General features: G+C 61.0%; 13 protein-coding genes. 5 read left to right on the forward strand and 8 right to left on the reverse strand.

Annotated elements, in window-relative coordinates; genetic code table 11:
* The first annotated feature begins 92 nt into the window (after positions 1-92).
* From thrC to purU, 4 genes are all read left to right on the forward strand, one after another.
* Positions 93-1,394, forward strand: coding sequence for a threonine synthase (gene thrC / locus OHL11_RS14030; protein WP_263372155.1), 1,302 nt, complete (start codon positions 93-95; stop codon positions 1,392-1,394).
* On the forward strand, positions 1,394-1,675 hold the full coding sequence (locus OHL11_RS14035; protein ID WP_263372156.1) for a MoaD/ThiS family protein: 282 nt from the start codon (positions 1,394-1,396) through the stop codon (positions 1,673-1,675). The genes thrC and OHL11_RS14035 overlap by 1 nt, the downstream gene beginning before the upstream one ends.
* Positions 1,676-1,771: 96 nt before the next feature.
* On the forward strand, positions 1,772-2,260 hold the full coding sequence (locus OHL11_RS14040) for a hypothetical protein (protein WP_263372157.1): 489 nt from the start codon (positions 1,772-1,774) through the stop codon (positions 2,258-2,260).
* Positions 2,261-2,318: 58 nt separating this feature from the next.
* Entirely contained in the window at positions 2,319-3,176 is an 858-nt protein-coding gene (gene purU, locus OHL11_RS14045; protein ID WP_263372158.1) for a formyltetrahydrofolate deformylase, read from the forward strand.
* Positions 3,177-3,189: 13 nt separating this feature from the next.
* On the opposite strand, the gene OHL11_RS14050 is transcribed toward purU, so the two are convergent.
* The 7 genes from OHL11_RS14050 to OHL11_RS14080 form a co-directional block, all read right to left on the reverse strand.
* Positions 3,190-7,074, reverse strand: a complete 3,885-nt coding sequence (locus OHL11_RS14050; RefSeq protein ID WP_263372159.1) for an FG-GAP-like repeat-containing protein — start codon at positions 7,072-7,074, stop codon at positions 3,190-3,192.
* A gap of 131 nt (positions 7,075-7,205) precedes the next feature.
* A complete protein-coding gene (locus tag OHL11_RS14055; RefSeq protein WP_263372160.1) occupies positions 7,206-8,759 on the reverse strand; it encodes a CoA-acylating methylmalonate-semialdehyde dehydrogenase in 1,554 nt (517 codons plus the stop codon).
* Between the two features lie 69 nt (positions 8,760-8,828).
* Positions 8,829-9,539, reverse strand: coding sequence for a helix-turn-helix domain-containing protein (locus tag OHL11_RS14060; protein WP_263372161.1), 711 nt, complete (start codon positions 9,537-9,539; stop codon positions 8,829-8,831).
* Positions 9,540-9,623: 84 nt separating this feature from the next.
* Complete coding sequence (gene ligD, locus OHL11_RS14065) at positions 9,624-12,416, reverse strand: DNA ligase D (RefSeq protein ID WP_263372162.1); 2,793 nt, start codon at positions 12,414-12,416, stop codon at positions 9,624-9,626.
* Positions 12,417-12,500: 84 nt separating this feature from the next.
* The gene (gene ku / locus OHL11_RS14070) at positions 12,501-13,436 is read right to left on the reverse strand and encodes a non-homologous end joining protein Ku (RefSeq protein WP_263372163.1); all 936 of its coding nucleotides are present in this window, start codon (positions 13,434-13,436) and stop codon (positions 12,501-12,503) included.
* A gap of 66 nt (positions 13,437-13,502) precedes the next feature.
* Positions 13,503-14,009 carry a hypothetical protein gene (locus OHL11_RS14075; protein WP_263372164.1) on the reverse strand — a complete coding sequence of 169 codons (507 nt, stop codon included), beginning with the start codon at positions 14,007-14,009 and terminating at the stop codon, positions 13,503-13,505.
* A 16-nt stretch (positions 14,010-14,025) separates the two neighbouring features.
* Positions 14,026-14,454, reverse strand: coding sequence for a DMT family transporter (locus tag OHL11_RS14080; RefSeq protein ID WP_263372166.1), 429 nt, complete (start codon positions 14,452-14,454; stop codon positions 14,026-14,028).
* A gap of 59 nt (positions 14,455-14,513) precedes the next feature.
* Between OHL11_RS14080 and OHL11_RS14085 the strand changes: the two genes are divergently transcribed.
* A complete protein-coding gene (locus OHL11_RS14085; RefSeq protein WP_263372167.1) occupies positions 14,514-15,557 on the forward strand; it encodes a DNA topoisomerase IB in 1,044 nt (347 codons plus the stop codon).
* Between the two features lie 29 nt (positions 15,558-15,586).
* Here OHL11_RS14085 and OHL11_RS14090 read toward each other — a convergent pair whose 3' ends face one another.
* Entirely contained in the window at positions 15,587-16,705 is a 1,119-nt protein-coding gene (locus OHL11_RS14090) for a two-component system sensor histidine kinase NtrB (protein ID WP_263372168.1), read from the reverse strand.
* Between the last annotated feature and the right edge of the window lie 46 nt (positions 16,706-16,751).

Raw genomic sequence — 16,751 nt, forward strand, 5'->3', positions numbered from 1 at the left:
ACTCTCGTACTTTGGCTGAACGCGGCGGCCCTCTCCAAGAGAAAGTTAGTCTCAGCAACGTTCCCGGGCAAACTCCGCTCGGAGGATGTTTCATGTCGGAATCGTCGTGTACCGTGTATGAGCTGAAGTGCCCGGAGTGCAAGAAGGGCTTTGGCAATGTGCCGTTGTCGGCTTGCCCGGATTGCCTGGCGCCGCTCGAAGTGCAGTATGACCTCGACAGCGTGCGTGGGCGCTTCACGAAGGAGTCGGTTGCGGCCGGCCCGGCGAACATCTGGCGCTACAAGGAACTGCTTCCGATCCCCGAAGGCCATCAGCCTGATCTGCCGGTGGGCTTCACGCCGCTGGTGAAGGCCGACCGTCTCGGCAAGCGCATCGGCGCGACGAATCTGTATGTGAAGAACGATGCTGTTTGCTTCCCGACGCTGAGCTTCAAGGACCGCGTGGTCGCGGTGGCGTTGGCGAACGCGCAGCACTTTGGCTTTGATGTGGTGGGCTGCTCGTCGACGGGCAATCTGGCGAACTCGGTGGCTGCGCAATCGACGCGCCTCGGTCTGCGCGCCTGCATTCTGGTGCCGAGCGATCTGGAGCCGGCGAAGATCTTGAACACCCAGGTCTACGGCGCGAAGCTCGTGCGCATTGAAGGCAACTACGACCACGTGAACCGCCTCTGCACGCTGATCGCGGATGAGTACAAGTGGGGCTTCGTGAACGTGAACCTGCGCCCGTACTACGCGGAAGGTTCGAAGACCGTCGGCTATGAGATCGCCGAGCAGCTTGGCTGGCGTCTGCCGGACAACATCGTCTGCCCGATGGCCGGCGGCTCGCTGATCCGCAAGATCAAGAAGGCGTTTGCGGAGCTCGTGGCTCTTGGCATCGTCGAAGACAAGCCGGTGAAGTTCTTTGGCGCGCAGGCGACGGGATGCTCGCCGATCTCGCACTCGGTGAAGAATGGCTGGGATGACATTGAGCCGCAGCGTCCGAACACGATTGCGCGTTCGCTGGCGATCGGTAACCCGGCGGATGGTCCTGCGGCTTCGAAGATGATTCAGTCGACCGGCGGCTATGCGGAAGATGTGAGCGATGTCGAGATCGTCAGCGGCATTCAGGAGCTTGCGGAGACCGAGGGCATCTTCACGGAGACGGCTGGTGGTGTGACCACGGCGGTGACCGCGAAGCTCTATGCGGATGGCCGCATCGGTAAGGACGAGCTGACGGTTTCGGTGATCACTGGCAACGGCCTGAAGACGACTGATCCGCTGGTGGGCAAGTTTGCAGAAGAGCGCGCGGTGAAGCCGCGTCTCGCGGAGTTTGACGCGTTTCTGCGTGAGTCAGACGCTTCGCTCATCACGGGCGTAGCGGAAGAAGAAGTAGAGCTGGTTGGAGGTACGAAGTAGTGAGCATCAAGGTTGTGTTGCCGACGGCGTTGGCCCGTCATACGGATGGACAGAAGGCGTTTACGTCGGATGCGAAGAACCTGCCCGGATTGATCGCGGAGTTTGGCGAGAAGTTTCCGGCGCTGGCTGAGAACGTGAAGGATGAGAACGGCAAGCTGCGCAAGTTCATCAACGTGTATGTGAACGATGAGGACATTCGCTTCCTCGGTGGCGATGGCTTGGAGTTCGCAGATGGCGATGAGATCATGCTGATTCCGTCGATCGCGGGTGGTCTGCTGTAGGGAGTTGTACGTTCTAAGTTGTAAGTGAACATGACGGCGAGCCTTTGGGCTCGCCGTTGTGTTTTGGGGCGGCGATAGACTGGTTCGTACATGGACATGAAGACGATTGTTTATCGCGGTGGAGTAGTTGCGTTTCGCGTCCCTGCGACCTGGCTCGAAGAGTATTCGGATGTGGATGGCGGCATGTTCTACGAGGACACGCCTGACTCGGGTACGTTGCGCGTGAAGGTCATCACCATGGAGAGTCCAAAGCCTGTGGGGGCGGTGTCCGCAAGGGATAATCTTGATCGGGTGACAGCTCCGATCAGGCGGCGCGTGCCAGGATGCGAAACGCGTGTGCGGGCGGATGGGCATCCAGTGTTCCGCTACAGTGAGATGGCGTTCGAGCAAGGGGTTCCGCTGATCCTTCACTACTGGATCGTGGCGAATGAGCTGCCGCCGAATCATCTTCGCTTGGTGACGTTTTCGTACACCGTGCTGGCGAGTCGCCCAACGGAGGAGGAGACCTTACGCGATCTCGACATGCTTTTTGGCGAGATCGAGTCTGCGGTCTTCGCATCAGAGCTGGGAAACGTTATAGGTTGAGCCGCGTCGTTCCTAGCGGAGCGCTGTGTGTTCCGTCATACTTGGGTTGAGAATTCTTATGACAAAAGCTGTGTTGTTGCTGGAATGCCCGGACCGCAAGGGATTGGTTGCAGCGATCATGACGTTTCTTGTCAGTGAATTCGACGCAAACATTCTTCATGCCGGTCAGCATCAGGACGCGGAGCTTGGGCGTTTCTTCATGCGCGTGGAGTTCGAGTATCTTGCTCGCGAGCATGAGAGTTTGCAGCAAGAGTTTGGCGCTCGATTCGAGCGGATCGCAGAGGAGTATGCGATGCGCTGGCAGATTGCGCCGTCGGGCCGCAAACTGCGTGTCTGCCTGTTTGTTTCGCAGCATCTGCACTGTCTGGCGGACTTGCTGCAGCGATATCAGGCGGGTGAGTTTGAGTGCGAGATTCCGCTGATCGTGGGCAATCACGCCGATGGGCAGAAGCTGGCGGAGTTCTACGGTGTGCCATTCGTTCTGCTTCCAGTGAAGGGCAACAAAGCTGAGGTCGAAGCCGAGCAGATGCGTCTACTCGCAGAGCATCGCATCGATCTGGTCGTGCTTGCGCGATACATGCAGATCATCTCGGCGGAGTTTGTCGAGCAGTGGAAGACGAAGATCATCAATGTGCATCACTCGTTCCTGCCAGCGTTCATCGGCTCGAAGCCGTATCATGCGGCGTTTCGTCGTGGCGTAAAGCTGATCGGTGCGACGAGCCATTACGTCACCGCTGACCTGGATGAAGGTCCGATCATCGAGCAGGACGTGACGCGCGTTACGCAGGGAGATACGATCCCCGACTTGATCCGCAAGGGCCGCGACTTAGAGCGTGTCGTGCTTTCGCGCGCGGTACGGTGGCACCTGGAGCATCGCATCCTGCACTACGAAAACAAGACGGTGATCTTCGATTAGGAAACGGCCAGCGTCATTTCACGATCACGGTGAGTATCGCAGTTTTTGGGTTGTGGTTGGCATCCGTAGCGGTGACGGGCAGTTGATAGCTGCCCGTCGAGACAGTCGTCAACGTGTAGTAAGAGTGCGTGCAACCAACGGTGGACTGAAGCGCCATCATCAGCAGCAGTGACAACAGCAGACGGACTGGCTTCCGGGCACTTTTCGCGAGGACTGGCAGGCCGAGAAGGAAGAAGCCGCAGAAAAGCAGGGGCAGATCCTTCGAGCCCGGCTTTTCCGGGAGAGCATTCCCGGCCTTCATTGCGGTGTTGATCGTGAGCGTGGAGGTCGCTGTCGAGCCAGCAGTGAGAGTCACGCTCGTTGGCTTCAGGGAAGCCGTTGCGTAGGCTGGCAACGCGCCCAGTGTGAGCGTGAGCGGGCCTGCGAAGTTGCCGACGCTGGCAAGTTGCACCGTGACCGTTCCCGTTGAACCGGGCGCGAGCGTGATGCTTGCAGACGACAACGTGATCATGAAGTCGCTCGGCAGGATGACTTCGTTCACAACCGTAGAGGTGGAGCTTGCATAGCTCGTGATCGCAGGCACATAGCTCGCCGTGATGGGATGCGTGCCGACGGCGAGTGTAGAGGTGGAGAACGTAGCCACACCTGCGCTATTCAGCGGTTGGGTCGAAAGCGTTGTCGTCCCGTCGGTGAAGAGGATGCTGCCGACAGGAGTGGGCACGCCTGCCTGTGGGGAGGCGACCGTCGCTGTCATCGTCACAAGCTGGCTCATATAAGCCGGATTGGGGACGATGGTGAGGTTCGTAGCGGTCGCGTTGGCGGTGATGACTTCGCTAAGGGCGGCCGAGCTGCTCTGCGTTGTAGACGTGGCGACGGTCGTTGCTGTTACTGGATACGTCCCGCTCGTCAGCGTAGTGGTCGTGTACTTCGCCGAACCAGTGCCGTCCGTGGTGAGATTGATCGTCTGACCGTTGATGCTGAGCGCGATGACCGTTCCCGCCGCGGCATGTTGTCCGTTGATCGAGAGCTGAGCGGTGAAGGTGACCGGCGTAAGCGCAGGAGCGGGGTTATTGCTCGATGTCAGGGTGAGTGATGAGGCCGCTGCATCCACTGTCGCGGGTACGGTGTTGCAGTTACTCGCAAGGTAAATTGCGTTGCCGCCGTAGCTGCAGGTGAGATTGTCTACACCTACCCCAAGACTGCTGGCGGCCAAGCTTGCTACGCCATTGTTCAGCGTTGCGGAGCCGAGCAGCGCGCCGTTGCTGTAGAACGTGACGGTGCCGGTCGGCACAGATGGCCCGGGCGCGTTTGTCGCAGCGACGGTAGCTGTCAGCGTTACGGGCGAACCGTATTGCAGGGCCGTCGGTGTGGCTGTCAGCGAGGCGGTCGTCGGGAGCCCGACCACGGTTTCCTGGCAGGATGCATTGCTCGGCGAGAAGTTGTTTGTCGGGGTGAAGCTGGCTACGAGGCTGTGCACTCCAGCGACGGCCCCGAGGTAACCGATGGAAGCACTACCGTTGGCCAAGGCGAGAGTGCTGAGTGTGGCGCCGTTGTCCGTGAAGGTGATCGACCCTGTCGGCGTGCCTGAGGATGCCGTGACTAAAGCTGTCAGCTGAGCGGTGTCGCCAATGTTGATGCGGCTCGGCAGGCACGTTAGTGTCGTGGAGGAGGCTGGAGCAGCCGGGGCCGTGGCGTTCACGAGGACGGTGAAGCTTTGGCCGGGATCCAGAAAAGTATTGATGCCGCCGTTCGGGACGATCAGATCGGGATTGCCATCATGATTCACGTCAGCAACACGAATCTTTTGTGGCGACGAGTTACCCGCGAGCGACTGCGGTGCGCCGAAAGTGCGTGAACCTAGCCCGTGCAAGATGCGAACCAGTCCATGTCCACCGAGTACAAGGTCCTGACGGCCGTCGAGGTCGATATCCGCTACGGTGACGAAGCCGACGGGGTACTGCGTGGTCAGAGATACTGGCGCTTCGAAGGTTCCGTCTGCTTTGCCGTAGAAGATGCGAATCAGCGGCATCGTCTGAATCGGCACCAGCAGATCGAGGTTGCCATCGCCGTCGACGTCGGCCACTTCCAAGTCTGCAAACGGACCGTAGGCGCCGTTGGAGGGCATCGTACTGAAGCCCAGCTCGAGCGTTTGCGCGAGCGTCAGGTTCCCTTTGCCATCGCCCAGGTAGACAAAGACCTGCGTGGTAGACGCGACGACGAGATCCACATGGCCGTCGTGGTTGATGTCTTTCGCCACTACCGCGAGTGGAGTCGCTGGAACATTGAGGATCGTACTGCTATACGCGTTGAGTCCGGTAGAGACCGCGAGTACCAGATAGTTGCCACCGCCGTATCCACCAGACGCCGTGGAGTAGAGGGCATCGGGATAGCCATCTTCATTGAAGTCCGCGACCGTCGAGTATCCGGAGGGATGATTGCCGGTCGGCAAAGGGGCGATCTGTTTCGGCGTTTGGGCAAACGTTCCGAGAGTGCCGCTGCCGTAGACGATGTATCCCGTGTTGAAGACATCGGGGAGTCCATCACCGTTGAAGTCCGCAATGCTGGACTGTCCGGAGTAGGTGAGTCCGCCCGAGGACATTTGGCCGCTTTCTGCGAAGTTGCCCTGACCGTCGCCGGTGAAAGCGTAGAGGGAGCCATAGTAGCTCCCGCCTCCTGCTGTGACTTCTACGTCAGGGTTGCCGTCCCGGTTGAAGTCCGTAATCTGTACATCGAGCGCGTCGCTCTGGGTGTAGAAGGAGGTGGCTCCGGCAAAGGTGCCGTTCGCCACACCCTTCATGGTGATCAATGCGCCGGTCGCTCCGGTGATGATATCGCCCAGACCATCGCCGTCGAAGTCCGCGTAGACAGGTGAGAGCAGCCCCTTGTCTCCTCCTGCGACGCCCTGCAGAGAGGTGTAGCTGAATTTCCCCGAGGTGTTCTGGATCATTGCGATAGGGCCAATGTCAGAACTCGAGATGATGTCGGCGAGTCCGTCGCCGTTGGTGTCGGCCACTGAAAGGATAGGCGCGACGAGTGCCCCCACTGTGTTCGTCACAAAGGTGCCATCACCCAGCCCCATCGCGGCTTGAAGGGAGTAATTCGATCCGTAGAGGATGTCGAGATGGCCGTCGTGGTTGATGTCCGCTACGTAGAGGCCTTGTTGCTGATAGAGGAATGGGCTGATCTTGATCTGCTGAAAGGACGACCCTTGATTGAGGAAGAGGTCGACTTCGAACAGGTTGCGCACCACGAAGTCAGGCCGCCCGTCTTCGTTGAAGTCGCCGACGAAAACATCGGCATCGAACGCCGCGCCGGAGCTCACGTACGGTTGGAAGTGCCCATTGCCATCGCCCCGCATCACGCAAACACCGCATCCGGTAGACGTGAAGACGAAGTCCATATGTCCGTCTTTGTCGAAGTCGGCGACAGCAAGATGGTAGTAGGGGTCATCTGGTCCCGAGGTTATCGGATAGGTGGAGGCAATCGCGGTGCCGAAGGTGCCGTTGCCGTTGTTCAGGAAGACATTGAACTCAGGCGGAATCGTGAGTGTGTCGTATCCGTCATAGGCAACGATGAGATCGGGGAATCCGTCGTTGTTCACGTCCGCAGCGGTGATCTTGCCACCGATGCCGGCCAGAACTGCGATCTGCTGAACCTCAGTGAAGGTGCCGGAACCGTTGTTCTGCATGACGTGCAGGCTGCCGCCAGTATGCGCGTCCTGATAGACGATGTCCGGGTGGCCATCCTTGTTGAAGTCTGCGGTCGCCAGATTGGTGGGCGTGCCTGAGACTTCCTGCACGACCGCGCTACGGAAGGTCTGTGCCAGTCCGGCGGACGCAGCAGCGAAGAGCAAAAACAAGTACAGCGAGGCTGCGGGGCGCAGCAGGGAACGCAGCATAGGGGCCTCTGAGGATAGCCCAATTATATGCCGAGTTTGTTGACGATTCGGGCCTCGTCAACCGCTTGGGGGACGGAATGGAAGAAGGGTAGAACCGATCGGCTCTACCCCTCATGGGTGCTGTGGGCCGTTTACCCGAGGGTCGGCATAGTCGTGTCGACGCCAGTGCGGATGCCCGTGGGCCAGCGTGCGGTCACGGTCTTGATGCGGGTGTAGAAGCGCATGCCTTCGGGGCCGTAGATCGAGTGGTCGCCGAAGAGCGAACGCTTCCAGCCGCCGAACGAGTGGAAGGCCATCGGCACCGGGATAGGCACGTTGATGCCGACCATGCCAGCCTGCACGCGGCGCGCGAAGTCTCGAGCGGTGTCGCCGTCGCGCGTGAAGATGCTGGTGCCATTGCCGAACTCGTGCTCGTTGATGAGTTCGAGTGCGGTTTCGAAGGTATTCGTGCGCACGATGCCGAGCACCGGTCCGAAGATCTCTTCCTTGTAGATCTTCATCTCGGGCTTCACGTGGTCGAAGAGGCAGGCGCCGAGGAAGAAGCCGTCGCCTGCGGGCAGCGCGGCGGTGCGGCCATCCACGAGCAGCTCTGCGCCTTCGGTCTTGCCGAGGTCGATGTAGCCTTCGACGCGCGCAAGGTGCTGGCTGGTAACGAGCGGGCCGAGGTCGGGCTCCTTCTCCGAGGACGGAGCACCGTTGCCGATGCGGAGATCGGCGATGCGCGACTTCAGCTTGTCAAGGAGGTTGTCGGCCGTCTCCTTGCCGACTGTCACGGCGACCGAGATGGCCATGCAGCGCTCGCCCGCAGAGCCATACGCTGCGCCCACAAGCGCGTCTGCAGCCTGGTCGAGGTCGGCATCGGGCATGACGATCATGTGGTTCTTCGCGCCGCCCAGGGCCTGCACACGCTTGCCGTGCTTCGTACCGGTGGCGTAGACGTACTCGGCGATGGGCGTGGATCCGACAAAGCTAACTGCCTTGACGTCGGGATGTTCGAGAAGGCGATCGACGGAGGTCTTGTCGCCGTGTACTACGCTGAAGACACCGTCAGGAAGGCCAGCTTCCTTGAGCCATGAAGCGATGAGCAGCGCTGCCGAGGGATCGCGCTCGGACGGCTTGAGGATGAAGCAGTTGCCGCACGCCAGTGCCATCGGGGCCATCCACATGGGGACCATGGCAGGGAAGTTGAAGGGCGTAATGCCAGCGACGACGCCAAGCGGCTGGCGCACGCTGTAGGCATCGATGCCGGTGCCGACCTGCTCAGTGAATTCGCCCTTGAGCATCTGCGGGATGCCGGTGGCGAACTCGATGTTTTCGAGGCCACGCGTACACTCGCCTTTGGCGTCCGAGAAGACTTTGCCATGCTCGCTCGTGATGACGGCGGCGAGCTCGTCCATGCGCGACTCAAAGATCTCGCGGAAGCGGAACATGACACGCGCGCGGCGTAGCGGCGGCCAGTTCGACCATTCCGGGAACGCGGCTACCGCAGATGCGATAGCCGCATCGACTTCTGCGTCAGTTGCGAGGGGAACGCGTGCCTGGGCGTGGCCGGTGGCTGGGTTGAAGACATCGGAGAAACGACCGGAGGTGCCGGGAACCTTCTTGCCGCTGACCCAGTGGTTGATTTCGGGCAAGGATGCGGCAGAGGTTGAGGTAATAGCGGGTGCAGCGGCGGTGCTGGCCATGTACGTTTCTCCTGTTTCCAAAGGGAAAACGCTATAGTAGCACCGCTTGGAGGCTGAGCGAGCCTGCTCTTAGGATTCTGCCCGCACCGGAGCCGGCTTCCGCGGGCGACGAAGCTCCGAGGGTTCCTGATCGAAGGTGATCAGCAGAGCGTGAGCGGCTTCCTTGCCTTCCGCGTGATAGCTGCGCGGGGTATCGGAGGAGATGTACAACACGTCGCTTGGCTGCAGAATGTAGGTTTCGTTGCGGCGCGTCAGACGTAGTTCGCCAGACAGCACGTAGACCATCTCCACACCCGGCTTGCGCTCGGGAATGAACGCATCGTGCTCGTCGCCGGGGAGAAACTCGGCTCGACAGGGACGCAGATCGCCTTCGGGGATCAGGATGCCAAAGCTCTCGGAGATGTAATCGGGTGAGAGCGGGTTATCGCCCTGCGGAAGGCGGACGCGGCTGTTTTTACGCTGCACGCGGAAGATCGCTTGTTCTGTCGGCTCGAAGAAGTAGCTCAGGTCTTTGCCGAAGACCAGAGAAATGCGCGCCAGGTTGCGCAGCGTTGGAACAACACGACCGGTTTCAAGCTGCGAAAGAAAACTTGCCGAAAGTCCTGTTTGCTTACCCAGCTCGACGAGACCCATGGAACGCTTCAGGCGCAGGCGCTTGATTCGCTGGCCAAGCTGTGCGGCGGAAAGCAAGCCTTCCGCGGCGTTGGGATCCACCGAAAAAGTCGGGGGTGTCTCAAGGGAAGCTGGTGTCGGCATGGGGGTAGTGTTCTGTGCAGCCATGTGGCAACGTCTCCCTATATCTCTTGGTTCGATGCAAACGACACCTGTTGCGTTGTGGAGCGCGCTGAGAATCGAGTGAGGTATCTAACCGAGTTCCTTGACGTTACTGAGTTCGAGGCGCTGACGCGTAGAAGCGAAAGCCTTCCACGGATCGTGGCGGAGCTCGTCGCGCCACGTGGGGAAGTCTTTCACGGTGCGGCGTGGGTGCGACTTTTCCTTGAGCGCTGACCATGGCAAAGGGAACGAGACCGCGCAGCCAAGGCGGGCACGTGGACTGAACGGCGCGACGGCGGTGGCGCCGCGCTCGTTGCGCAGGTAGTCGAGGTAGATCTTTCCTACGCGCGCGGCCTTGGTCATCTTGGTGAGATAGAGTGCAGGGTTCTGGCGTTCGAGCGAAAGGACGATGCGGTGCGCAGCGTCCTTCAATTCCGGCCACGTGAGCGTGGGCTCCAGCGGCGCGACGACATGCAGACCCTTGCCGCCGGTGGTTTTCAAGAAGCTGGTGAGGCCAAGCTTCTTGAGGAGTTTGCGAACCTCTTCGGCGGCCGCGGCGAGCGTGGGCCAGGTCAGCGATTCGTCGGGATCGAGGTCGAGGATGAGGCGATCGGGATGCTCGAGGTTGTCGTTGCGCGAGCCCCACGGATGCACCTCGAGCACGCCCATCTGAGCGAGCCCGGCGAGGGCTTCCGGCGTGTCGAGCGTGATGTAAGGCTCGGGGTCGCCGGTTTTCTTGTCGGGCACCATGACCGACCCGACGCCCGCGGGCAGCGTGTGGTTCGCATGCTTCTGGTAGAAGCATGGATGGCCTGCGCCTTCGGGGCAGCGAACGAGCGAAAGCGGCCGGCCCTCAAGGGCAGGGAGCATGTGTGGCGCGACAGCCCAGTAGTAGTCGGCGAGCTCCTGCTTGGTGAGCTGTGATTCGGTATCGAGAATCTTGTCGGGATGCGTGAGACGCACTGGCGCGTGCTCTGTGGCTTTCGCGGCGGGCTTGGTCATATGCGCTGCGTGGGCGTGCGTAGTGTGTGCGGCGCGGGCGGCTTTCGGCGTGGGCGCGACCGTCGCTTCTTCACGGCGAACTTCTTCGGCGGGCTTGTCTTCGCGGAGACCGAGAAAGGCGGCCTGCCTGACGAGGTTGTCGGAGGTCCACGTCGCAAAGCGCACCTGCGCGACGAGCCTCGGCTTCACCCAATGCACGTCGGAGCGGGCGTCGGCCGGCTTGCGTGGGAAGGGGCAGGAGTTCGCGGCGAGCTTGGCGAGCTGCGCGTGGAGAAGCTTGCGCGTCGTCTGCGTGAAGCCGGTGCCGGTGCGGCCGCAGTAATGGAGCGTGCCTGCGTCGTCGTAAACACCCAGCAGCAATGAGCCGAGGGCGTGGGCGCTGGTGCTGGAGTCTGTCCAGCCGCAGATGACGAACTCCTGCTCGCGAAGGCACTTCGACTTGAGCCAATCGTTGCTGCGAGTGCCGCGGTACGGCGCGTCGGCGCGCTTGGAGACGATGCCTTCGGCATGCAGCTTGCAAGCGTGCGCCAGTACTTCGCTGCCGGGGTCGCTTACGTCTTCGGAGAGCTGGAGGGTCTCGTCCGCGTTCGTCAGCAGCTTTGCCAGGATTTGCTTGCGCTCGCGTAGAGGTAGGTTGCGCGGGTTGTGGCCGTCGAGGTGGAGCAGGTCGAAGGCGAAGTAAGTGAGCGGCGCGGGCTCGTTCTGCTGAAACCACGCCTGCAGCGCGGCGAAGGAGGTGACGCCGTGTTCGTCGATGACGCAGACTTCACCGTCGAGCGTGACGTCGTCGACAGCGAGTCGTGAGACAGCTTCTGCGACGGGCTTCATGCGATGCGTCCAGTCGAGGCCTTTGCGCGTGAGCAGTTGCACCTTGTCGCCGTGCTTGCGCGCTTGAATGCGATAGCCATCGAGCTTGATTTCGTGCAACCACGCGGCGGTCGCTGGAGGTTCGGTGGCTTCCACGGCAAGCTGTGGCGGAAGGAAGTCGGGCTGTGATTCGCGGGGGAGTGGGTCGAGGGTTGAATCGTGCGAAAGGCGAGCCTTGGAGCGGCCCGCCTTCTTCAACTTGGGAGGTTCTTGTGCGGTTGGCTCGGTGCTTCCCGGTGCGCGGCGATACCACGCTTTGCCGGTGCCAGCGGTGTCTTTGGAGTTCCAGACGTGGTCACCTTCGCCGGCGATCTGATCGAGCGATCGACCGGTGACGGCGGAGTTCGGCTCGCTGTCGGTGATGCACTTATCGTCGGGACCGCGCTCGAACTCATCGTGCTCTTTGATGAGCAGCCACTGCGGTTTCTTCTCGCCGGGGCGGGGCTTCATGCGCACGAGCGTCCACTTACCGCGCATCTTTTTGCCGTGCATTTCAAACTTCAACGAGCCTTCGCGAAGACCGGCGGAGACGTTCTCATGTCCGGGCTGCGGCCACCATGTGCCCTGGTCCCAGACCATGACGGTGCCGCCGCCGTACTGTCCTTCGGGGATGATGCCTTCAAAGCCGCCGTACTCCATGGGATGGTCTTCAACCTCGATGGCGAGGCGGCGATCCTTGGGGTTGAAGCTGGGGCCTTTGGCAACCGCCCAGGACTTCAGAACACCCGCCCAGCCGAGGCGAAAATCGTAGTGGAGATGCGAGGCTGCGTGTTTCTGAATCACAAAGGGGAGACCGCGCGACATGCTGGTGGCACGGGTCGTCTTCGCCGGCTTGGACTTCAGGGGCTTGTCGCTGCCAGCGGGTTCGTCGGTGATCTTGAAGTCGCGCATCGAGCGATAACGCGCGAGCTGCTCGTCCACGGCATCCGCAGAGACGGTCGACTTCTTCGCAGCGCGTGGTTTTGCAGGGGCGGATTTTGTGGACTTCTTCGTTGTTGTTTTCTTGGTCGCCATCGATGCTCGAAGATTGCTGGAAGCGGTTGAGGATGGTGGCGGTGGGCGCTTCATCCAGAGTTCAGTGAGGCAGTGTGTCAGGGCTTATGCGGTCTTACGCTTTGGAGCTTTCGCAGCCTTCCTGGGTGCGGCTTTCGTGCTCTTTACGAGCTTCAGCGCGTGCTTCTTAGGCTTGGCTGCGGGCGTTTCTTCGTCTTCATCGGCGGCTTTGTCCGCGATGGACTTCTTCAATGCGTCCATGAGTGAGACGACCTTGCCGGGTTTGGCCGCTGGAGCTTCATCGCGTGGGATTGGCGCGTGTTTGAGCTTGGCGTCGACGAGTTCTTTCAGCGCGACTTCGTAGCCGTCGATGAATTTCTCGGGCTGGAAATGACCTGCCTTGCGCTTGATGAGTTCTTTGGCGAGCGAAAGCGAGTCGGCATCGACGCTGTGTTTGCGGATGTCGCGGAAATACTCGTCGGGCTGGCGGAGTTCAGCGGCGTAGCGCATGGTGTAGGCCATCATGCCGCCAACGGGGCCGTCTCCCGCAGGAGCGAGCGCGACGATGTGTTCGCGGCCGCCGAAAGCGATGGTGGTAATGGCGATTTTCTTGGTGTCGAGCATGGCCTTGCGCACGGTGAGGAAGGCCTCGGTCTGCGCGTCGTTTTCGGGGACGACGAAGTAGGGCTTTTCGAAGAATTCAGGGTCGATCTCGGCTTCGTCCACGAAGTGGTCGACGGACATGGTGTGCTTGGAGGGCACGCGAAGGTGTGCGATCTCTTCGGGCTCGATCTGGATGTAATGGCCCTTGGAGTACTCGTAGCCTTTGACGATCTGCGATTTCTCGACCGGATCAGCGGCTTCTTCAGGCGCGGTCTCGACGGCGGAGGCGAGCACCTTCTGATGACGCACACGCTCGCCGGTCTTGCGGTCGATTTGATGGAAGGTGACCTGCGACTTGGCTTCGGTGGCGACGAAGAGCTTCACACCGAAGTTGACGAGCGAGATTTGAACCTGGCCGGACCAGTAGGGGCGGGGCATTTTGCACACCTCAAGCGGATGAAACAGCTTTCAGTGAGAGTGCACGGAGGGCCGTTGGGGATGCTTCTATCGGTCGTGCCAGTGATCAGAGGCGATCGGTTGCCACTGCGTGGCGGGGCCGATGCTGGCGTTATATTGCCGACGAGCCGGGGGCGGTGGGCCGGTGAATCTCTCTCCGGCGAGATCGGCCAGAGCTGGATTCAGCGCGTAGATTCCCCATCCCAGCACGCCCCAGCCATGATGGTGAGACGACATGCCGAAGATGGCGACGCCCAGCCCGAGGAACTGCGCGGTGACACCGATTTGGCGAAGCCTGGTTTTGGTGTCAGGGGAGAACCGTAACGCGATCTTCGCGGAGACTTCCGGGCGGAAGAGACGGAGATAGGCCTGCAAACCGAGCACGGAATACCCGGCGATCACGGCCACGCTGGCGAGTTCGCCGAAGATGGACAAGCGCTTGACGAAGAAGCTCCAGTCGAGACCGAGCGCGACGATAAGAGCTGCAGCGACGAGGCTGGTCCAGTAGGTAACGCGCGAGGCAGGGCGCAGCGCGATGGCTTCTTCTCTCGTCATGCGTAGAAGATTACACCTAGCGGCCGAGGTTGGCGTCGAGAATCTCTTCGGCAGGGTGTTCGGTGCGGCTTGGGCCGTTGGCGACGAAGCCGACCGCGCAGGTGATGAGCACGATACCCGCCCAGCGCGAGACGCTCAGGTGCTCATGCAGCCAGAAGTGCGAAAGCAGCGCGACGACGACGTAGCCGAAGGCCGTGGAAGGCATGACGAAGGTGAGGTCGGCCCAGGAAAGCGCCGTCATGTAGCTGGCGAAGAAGCCGATGAGCAGCAGAATGCCGGCGTCGATGAAGGGGTTGGACAGCGCGCGCCAGAGCAGGTGCAGGTGCTGGAAGTCCACGGCGCCGACCTGCGCCATACCGTGCGAGAGCAGCGTGTCTCCCACCGAGGCGGTGAGCATGATGGCGATGAGGATCGCGTACTGCGAGGGCTTCAGGGCGTGCTTCATTGCATCTTCCATTGTAAGGAAGTGAACGCGAAGCTGCAGCGCGGCATCTGACTGAGGCGATGCGCGCAAAGAAGATAGCGGTAGTGATGGATCCGGTGGTGGCGGCGAAGGCCGCGGGGCTGCGGTATGTTTCCGACAGGCAGCCGGGGCTGCATCGGGTGAAGCGGGGCAAGGGCTTCGGCTATGTCGACGCCGAGCGTAAAGCTGTGCGCGACGCCGAAACGCTGGGACGGATCAAGGCTCTGGTGATTCCTCCGGCATGGACGGAGGTGTGGATCTGCGCGCAGGCGAACGGACACCTGCAATGTACCGGGCGTGATGCTCGAGGGCGCAAGCAGAGCCGCTATCACGCCGAGTGGCGGGCTTCGCGGGACGCGACGAAGTACGAACGGATGGCGCTGTTCGCCGAAGCGCTGCCGAAGATTCGGCGGCGGGTGAAAGCGGATTTGAAGCTGCCCGGTCTGCCGCGCGAGAAGGTGCTGGCCACGGTGATCAGTCTGATGGAAGAGACGCTGATCCGCGTGGGCAACGAGGAGTACGCGCGCACGAACAAAAGCTACGGCCTGACGACGCTGCGCAATAAGCACGTCGATGTGAAGGGCTCGAAGATCACGTTCAGCTTCGATGGCAAGAGCGGCGTGCATCATACGGTGGACCTCCGCGATGCGCGGCTGGCGAAGATCGTGCGTCAGTGCGAGGAGCTGCCAGGGCAGGAGCTGTTTCAGTACGTCGACGATGACGGCGCGCGGCACTCCATCAATTCGTCTGACGTGAACGCATATCTCGGCGAAGTGACGGGCGAGCACTTTACGGCGAAAGACTTTCGCACATGGTCAGGCAGCGTGCTGGCTTGCATGGCGTTGCGTGCCATGGAGGAATGCGGCTCGAAGACGAAGGCGAAGAAGAATGTCGTCGAGGCGATCAAGCAGGTCGCCGAAAAGCTGGGCAACACGCCGAGCGTTTGCCGCAAATGCTACGTGCATCCCGCAGTGCTGGAGGCTTATCTTGAGGGCGGAGAAAAGCGGGCGATGGGGCGCAAGATGGTGGCGATTGCCAAGCGGCTGCGCGAGGATGAGCGAGAATTTCTAGCGCTGCTTGGATAGCCGCTACCTTCACATCGCTACCTTCACTTCTAAGAGTGAGGTAAGAAGAGGCGAAAGACTGTGCCGGATGCGTCTTCGCGGACACGACTGCGGACGCGCAGCGTGCCCTTGTGGCGGTCGACGATCTCTTTGCTCACCCAAAGGCCAAGACCTGTGCCGTTGATGTCCTTCGTGGTGAAAAACGGATCGAAGATGGTCGGCAGATGAGACGCCGAGATGCCAGAGCCTGTGTCCGCAACAGTGATCACGACCCCGCGGCGGCCCGTGGGGGGATGCGGGGCTTCATGGCTGCGGAGCAGAAGCTTTCCACCATGCGGCATCGCGTCAATCGCGTTGCTCACCAGGTTGTTGAGGATCTGGCGCACATCGCCTTCAAAGCAGACCACCGGAACCTTTGCGCGCAGGTCCGAGACCACCTCGATGCCGGAGTTGCGGAGGCGACCCTCGTAGATGGTCAGCACGCTCGAAAGCAAATCCTCAGCATGTGTCGGCATCGGGTTCGAAGACTGCTTATTGAAGCGCAGCGTTTTGTTCGCGATGGTGGAGACGCGACGGAGCTCGCGGTCTGCGGTCTCGAGATACTCGATGGCGAGAGGATCGGTCGAGTAGGCTCGCGCGAGGTAGATGAGGTTCGTCACGGCCTCGAGCGGGTTGTTGATCTCATGCGCGATCGTGGAGGCGAGCCGACCTACAGCGGCGAGCTTCTCGCTCTGCATCAGTGCGGCTTCTGCACGGCGGCGATCCGTGATGTCCGCACCGTGGATGATGACGCCGATCACGTCGCCGGTGGCATCGCGGTCAGGAATGTGCGCGACGGAAAGAATGCGTTCGCTATGAACCGTCCCCATGCGCGTCTCAAAGTGCTCTTCGTGGCCCGCGAGAGCTGCGAGCAGATGATCGCGCACGTTCGGGAAGGACGGGCCGAGCACATCGGCAACGAGGTGGCCCTCGATCATCTCAGCCGTGCGGCCAAAAGCATTGAGATACGTCTGGTTGATGTAGACATACCGCAGATCGCGGTCCACGTACGAGATGTACGCGGGGATGGTGTCGTTGATGCGCACCATCAGGCTTTCAACGCGCGCAATCGCTATCGCCCGTTGTTCTGTGGCGTGAAGCAGTGCGGCATGTTCGTCTTGCGAAAGCATAAAAAGGCGTTGCTCCCAGTGTACGGGAGCAACGCTGCTTATAGTG

The sequence above is a fragment of the Granulicella cerasi genome (assembly GCF_025685575.1).
In the GTDB taxonomy this organism is placed as follows: domain Bacteria; phylum Acidobacteriota; class Terriglobia; order Terriglobales; family Acidobacteriaceae; genus Granulicella; species Granulicella cerasi.

What these genes read in the sequence shown, in the direction of transcription:
- thrC (WP_263372155.1), top strand. Translation starts at nt 93, where the DNA reads ATGTCGGAATCGTCGTGTACCGTGTATGAGCTGAAGTGCCCGGAGTGC.
- OHL11_RS14040 (WP_263372157.1), top strand. Translation starts at nt 1,772, where the DNA reads ATGAAGACGATTGTTTATCGCGGTGGAGTAGTTGCGTTTCGCGTCCCT.
- purU (WP_263372158.1), top strand. Translation starts at nt 2,319, where the DNA reads ATGACAAAAGCTGTGTTGTTGCTGGAATGCCCGGACCGCAAGGGATTG.
- OHL11_RS14050 (WP_263372159.1), bottom strand. Translation starts at nt 7,074, where the DNA reads ATGCTGCGTTCCCTGCTGCGCCCCGCAGCCTCGCTGTACTTGTTTTTG.
- OHL11_RS14055 (WP_263372160.1), bottom strand. Translation starts at nt 8,759, where the DNA reads ATGGCCAGCACCGCCGCTGCACCCGCTATTACCTCAACCTCTGCCGCA.
- OHL11_RS14060 (WP_263372161.1), bottom strand. Translation starts at nt 9,539, where the DNA reads ATGGCTGCACAGAACACTACCCCCATGCCGACACCAGCTTCCCTTGAG.
- ligD (WP_263372162.1), bottom strand. Translation starts at nt 12,416, where the DNA reads ATGGCGACCAAGAAAACAACAACGAAGAAGTCCACAAAATCCGCCCCT.
- ku (WP_263372163.1), bottom strand. Translation starts at nt 13,436, where the DNA reads ATGCCCCGCCCCTACTGGTCCGGCCAGGTTCAAATCTCGCTCGTCAAC.
- OHL11_RS14075 (WP_263372164.1), bottom strand. Translation starts at nt 14,009, where the DNA reads ATGACGAGAGAAGAAGCCATCGCGCTGCGCCCTGCCTCGCGCGTTACC.
- OHL11_RS14080 (WP_263372166.1), bottom strand. Translation starts at nt 14,454, where the DNA reads ATGAAGCACGCCCTGAAGCCCTCGCAGTACGCGATCCTCATCGCCATC.
- OHL11_RS14085 (WP_263372167.1), top strand. Translation starts at nt 14,514, where the DNA reads ATGCGCGCAAAGAAGATAGCGGTAGTGATGGATCCGGTGGTGGCGGCG.
- OHL11_RS14090 (WP_263372168.1), bottom strand. Translation starts at nt 16,705, where the DNA reads ATGCTTTCGCAAGACGAACATGCCGCACTGCTTCACGCCACAGAACAA.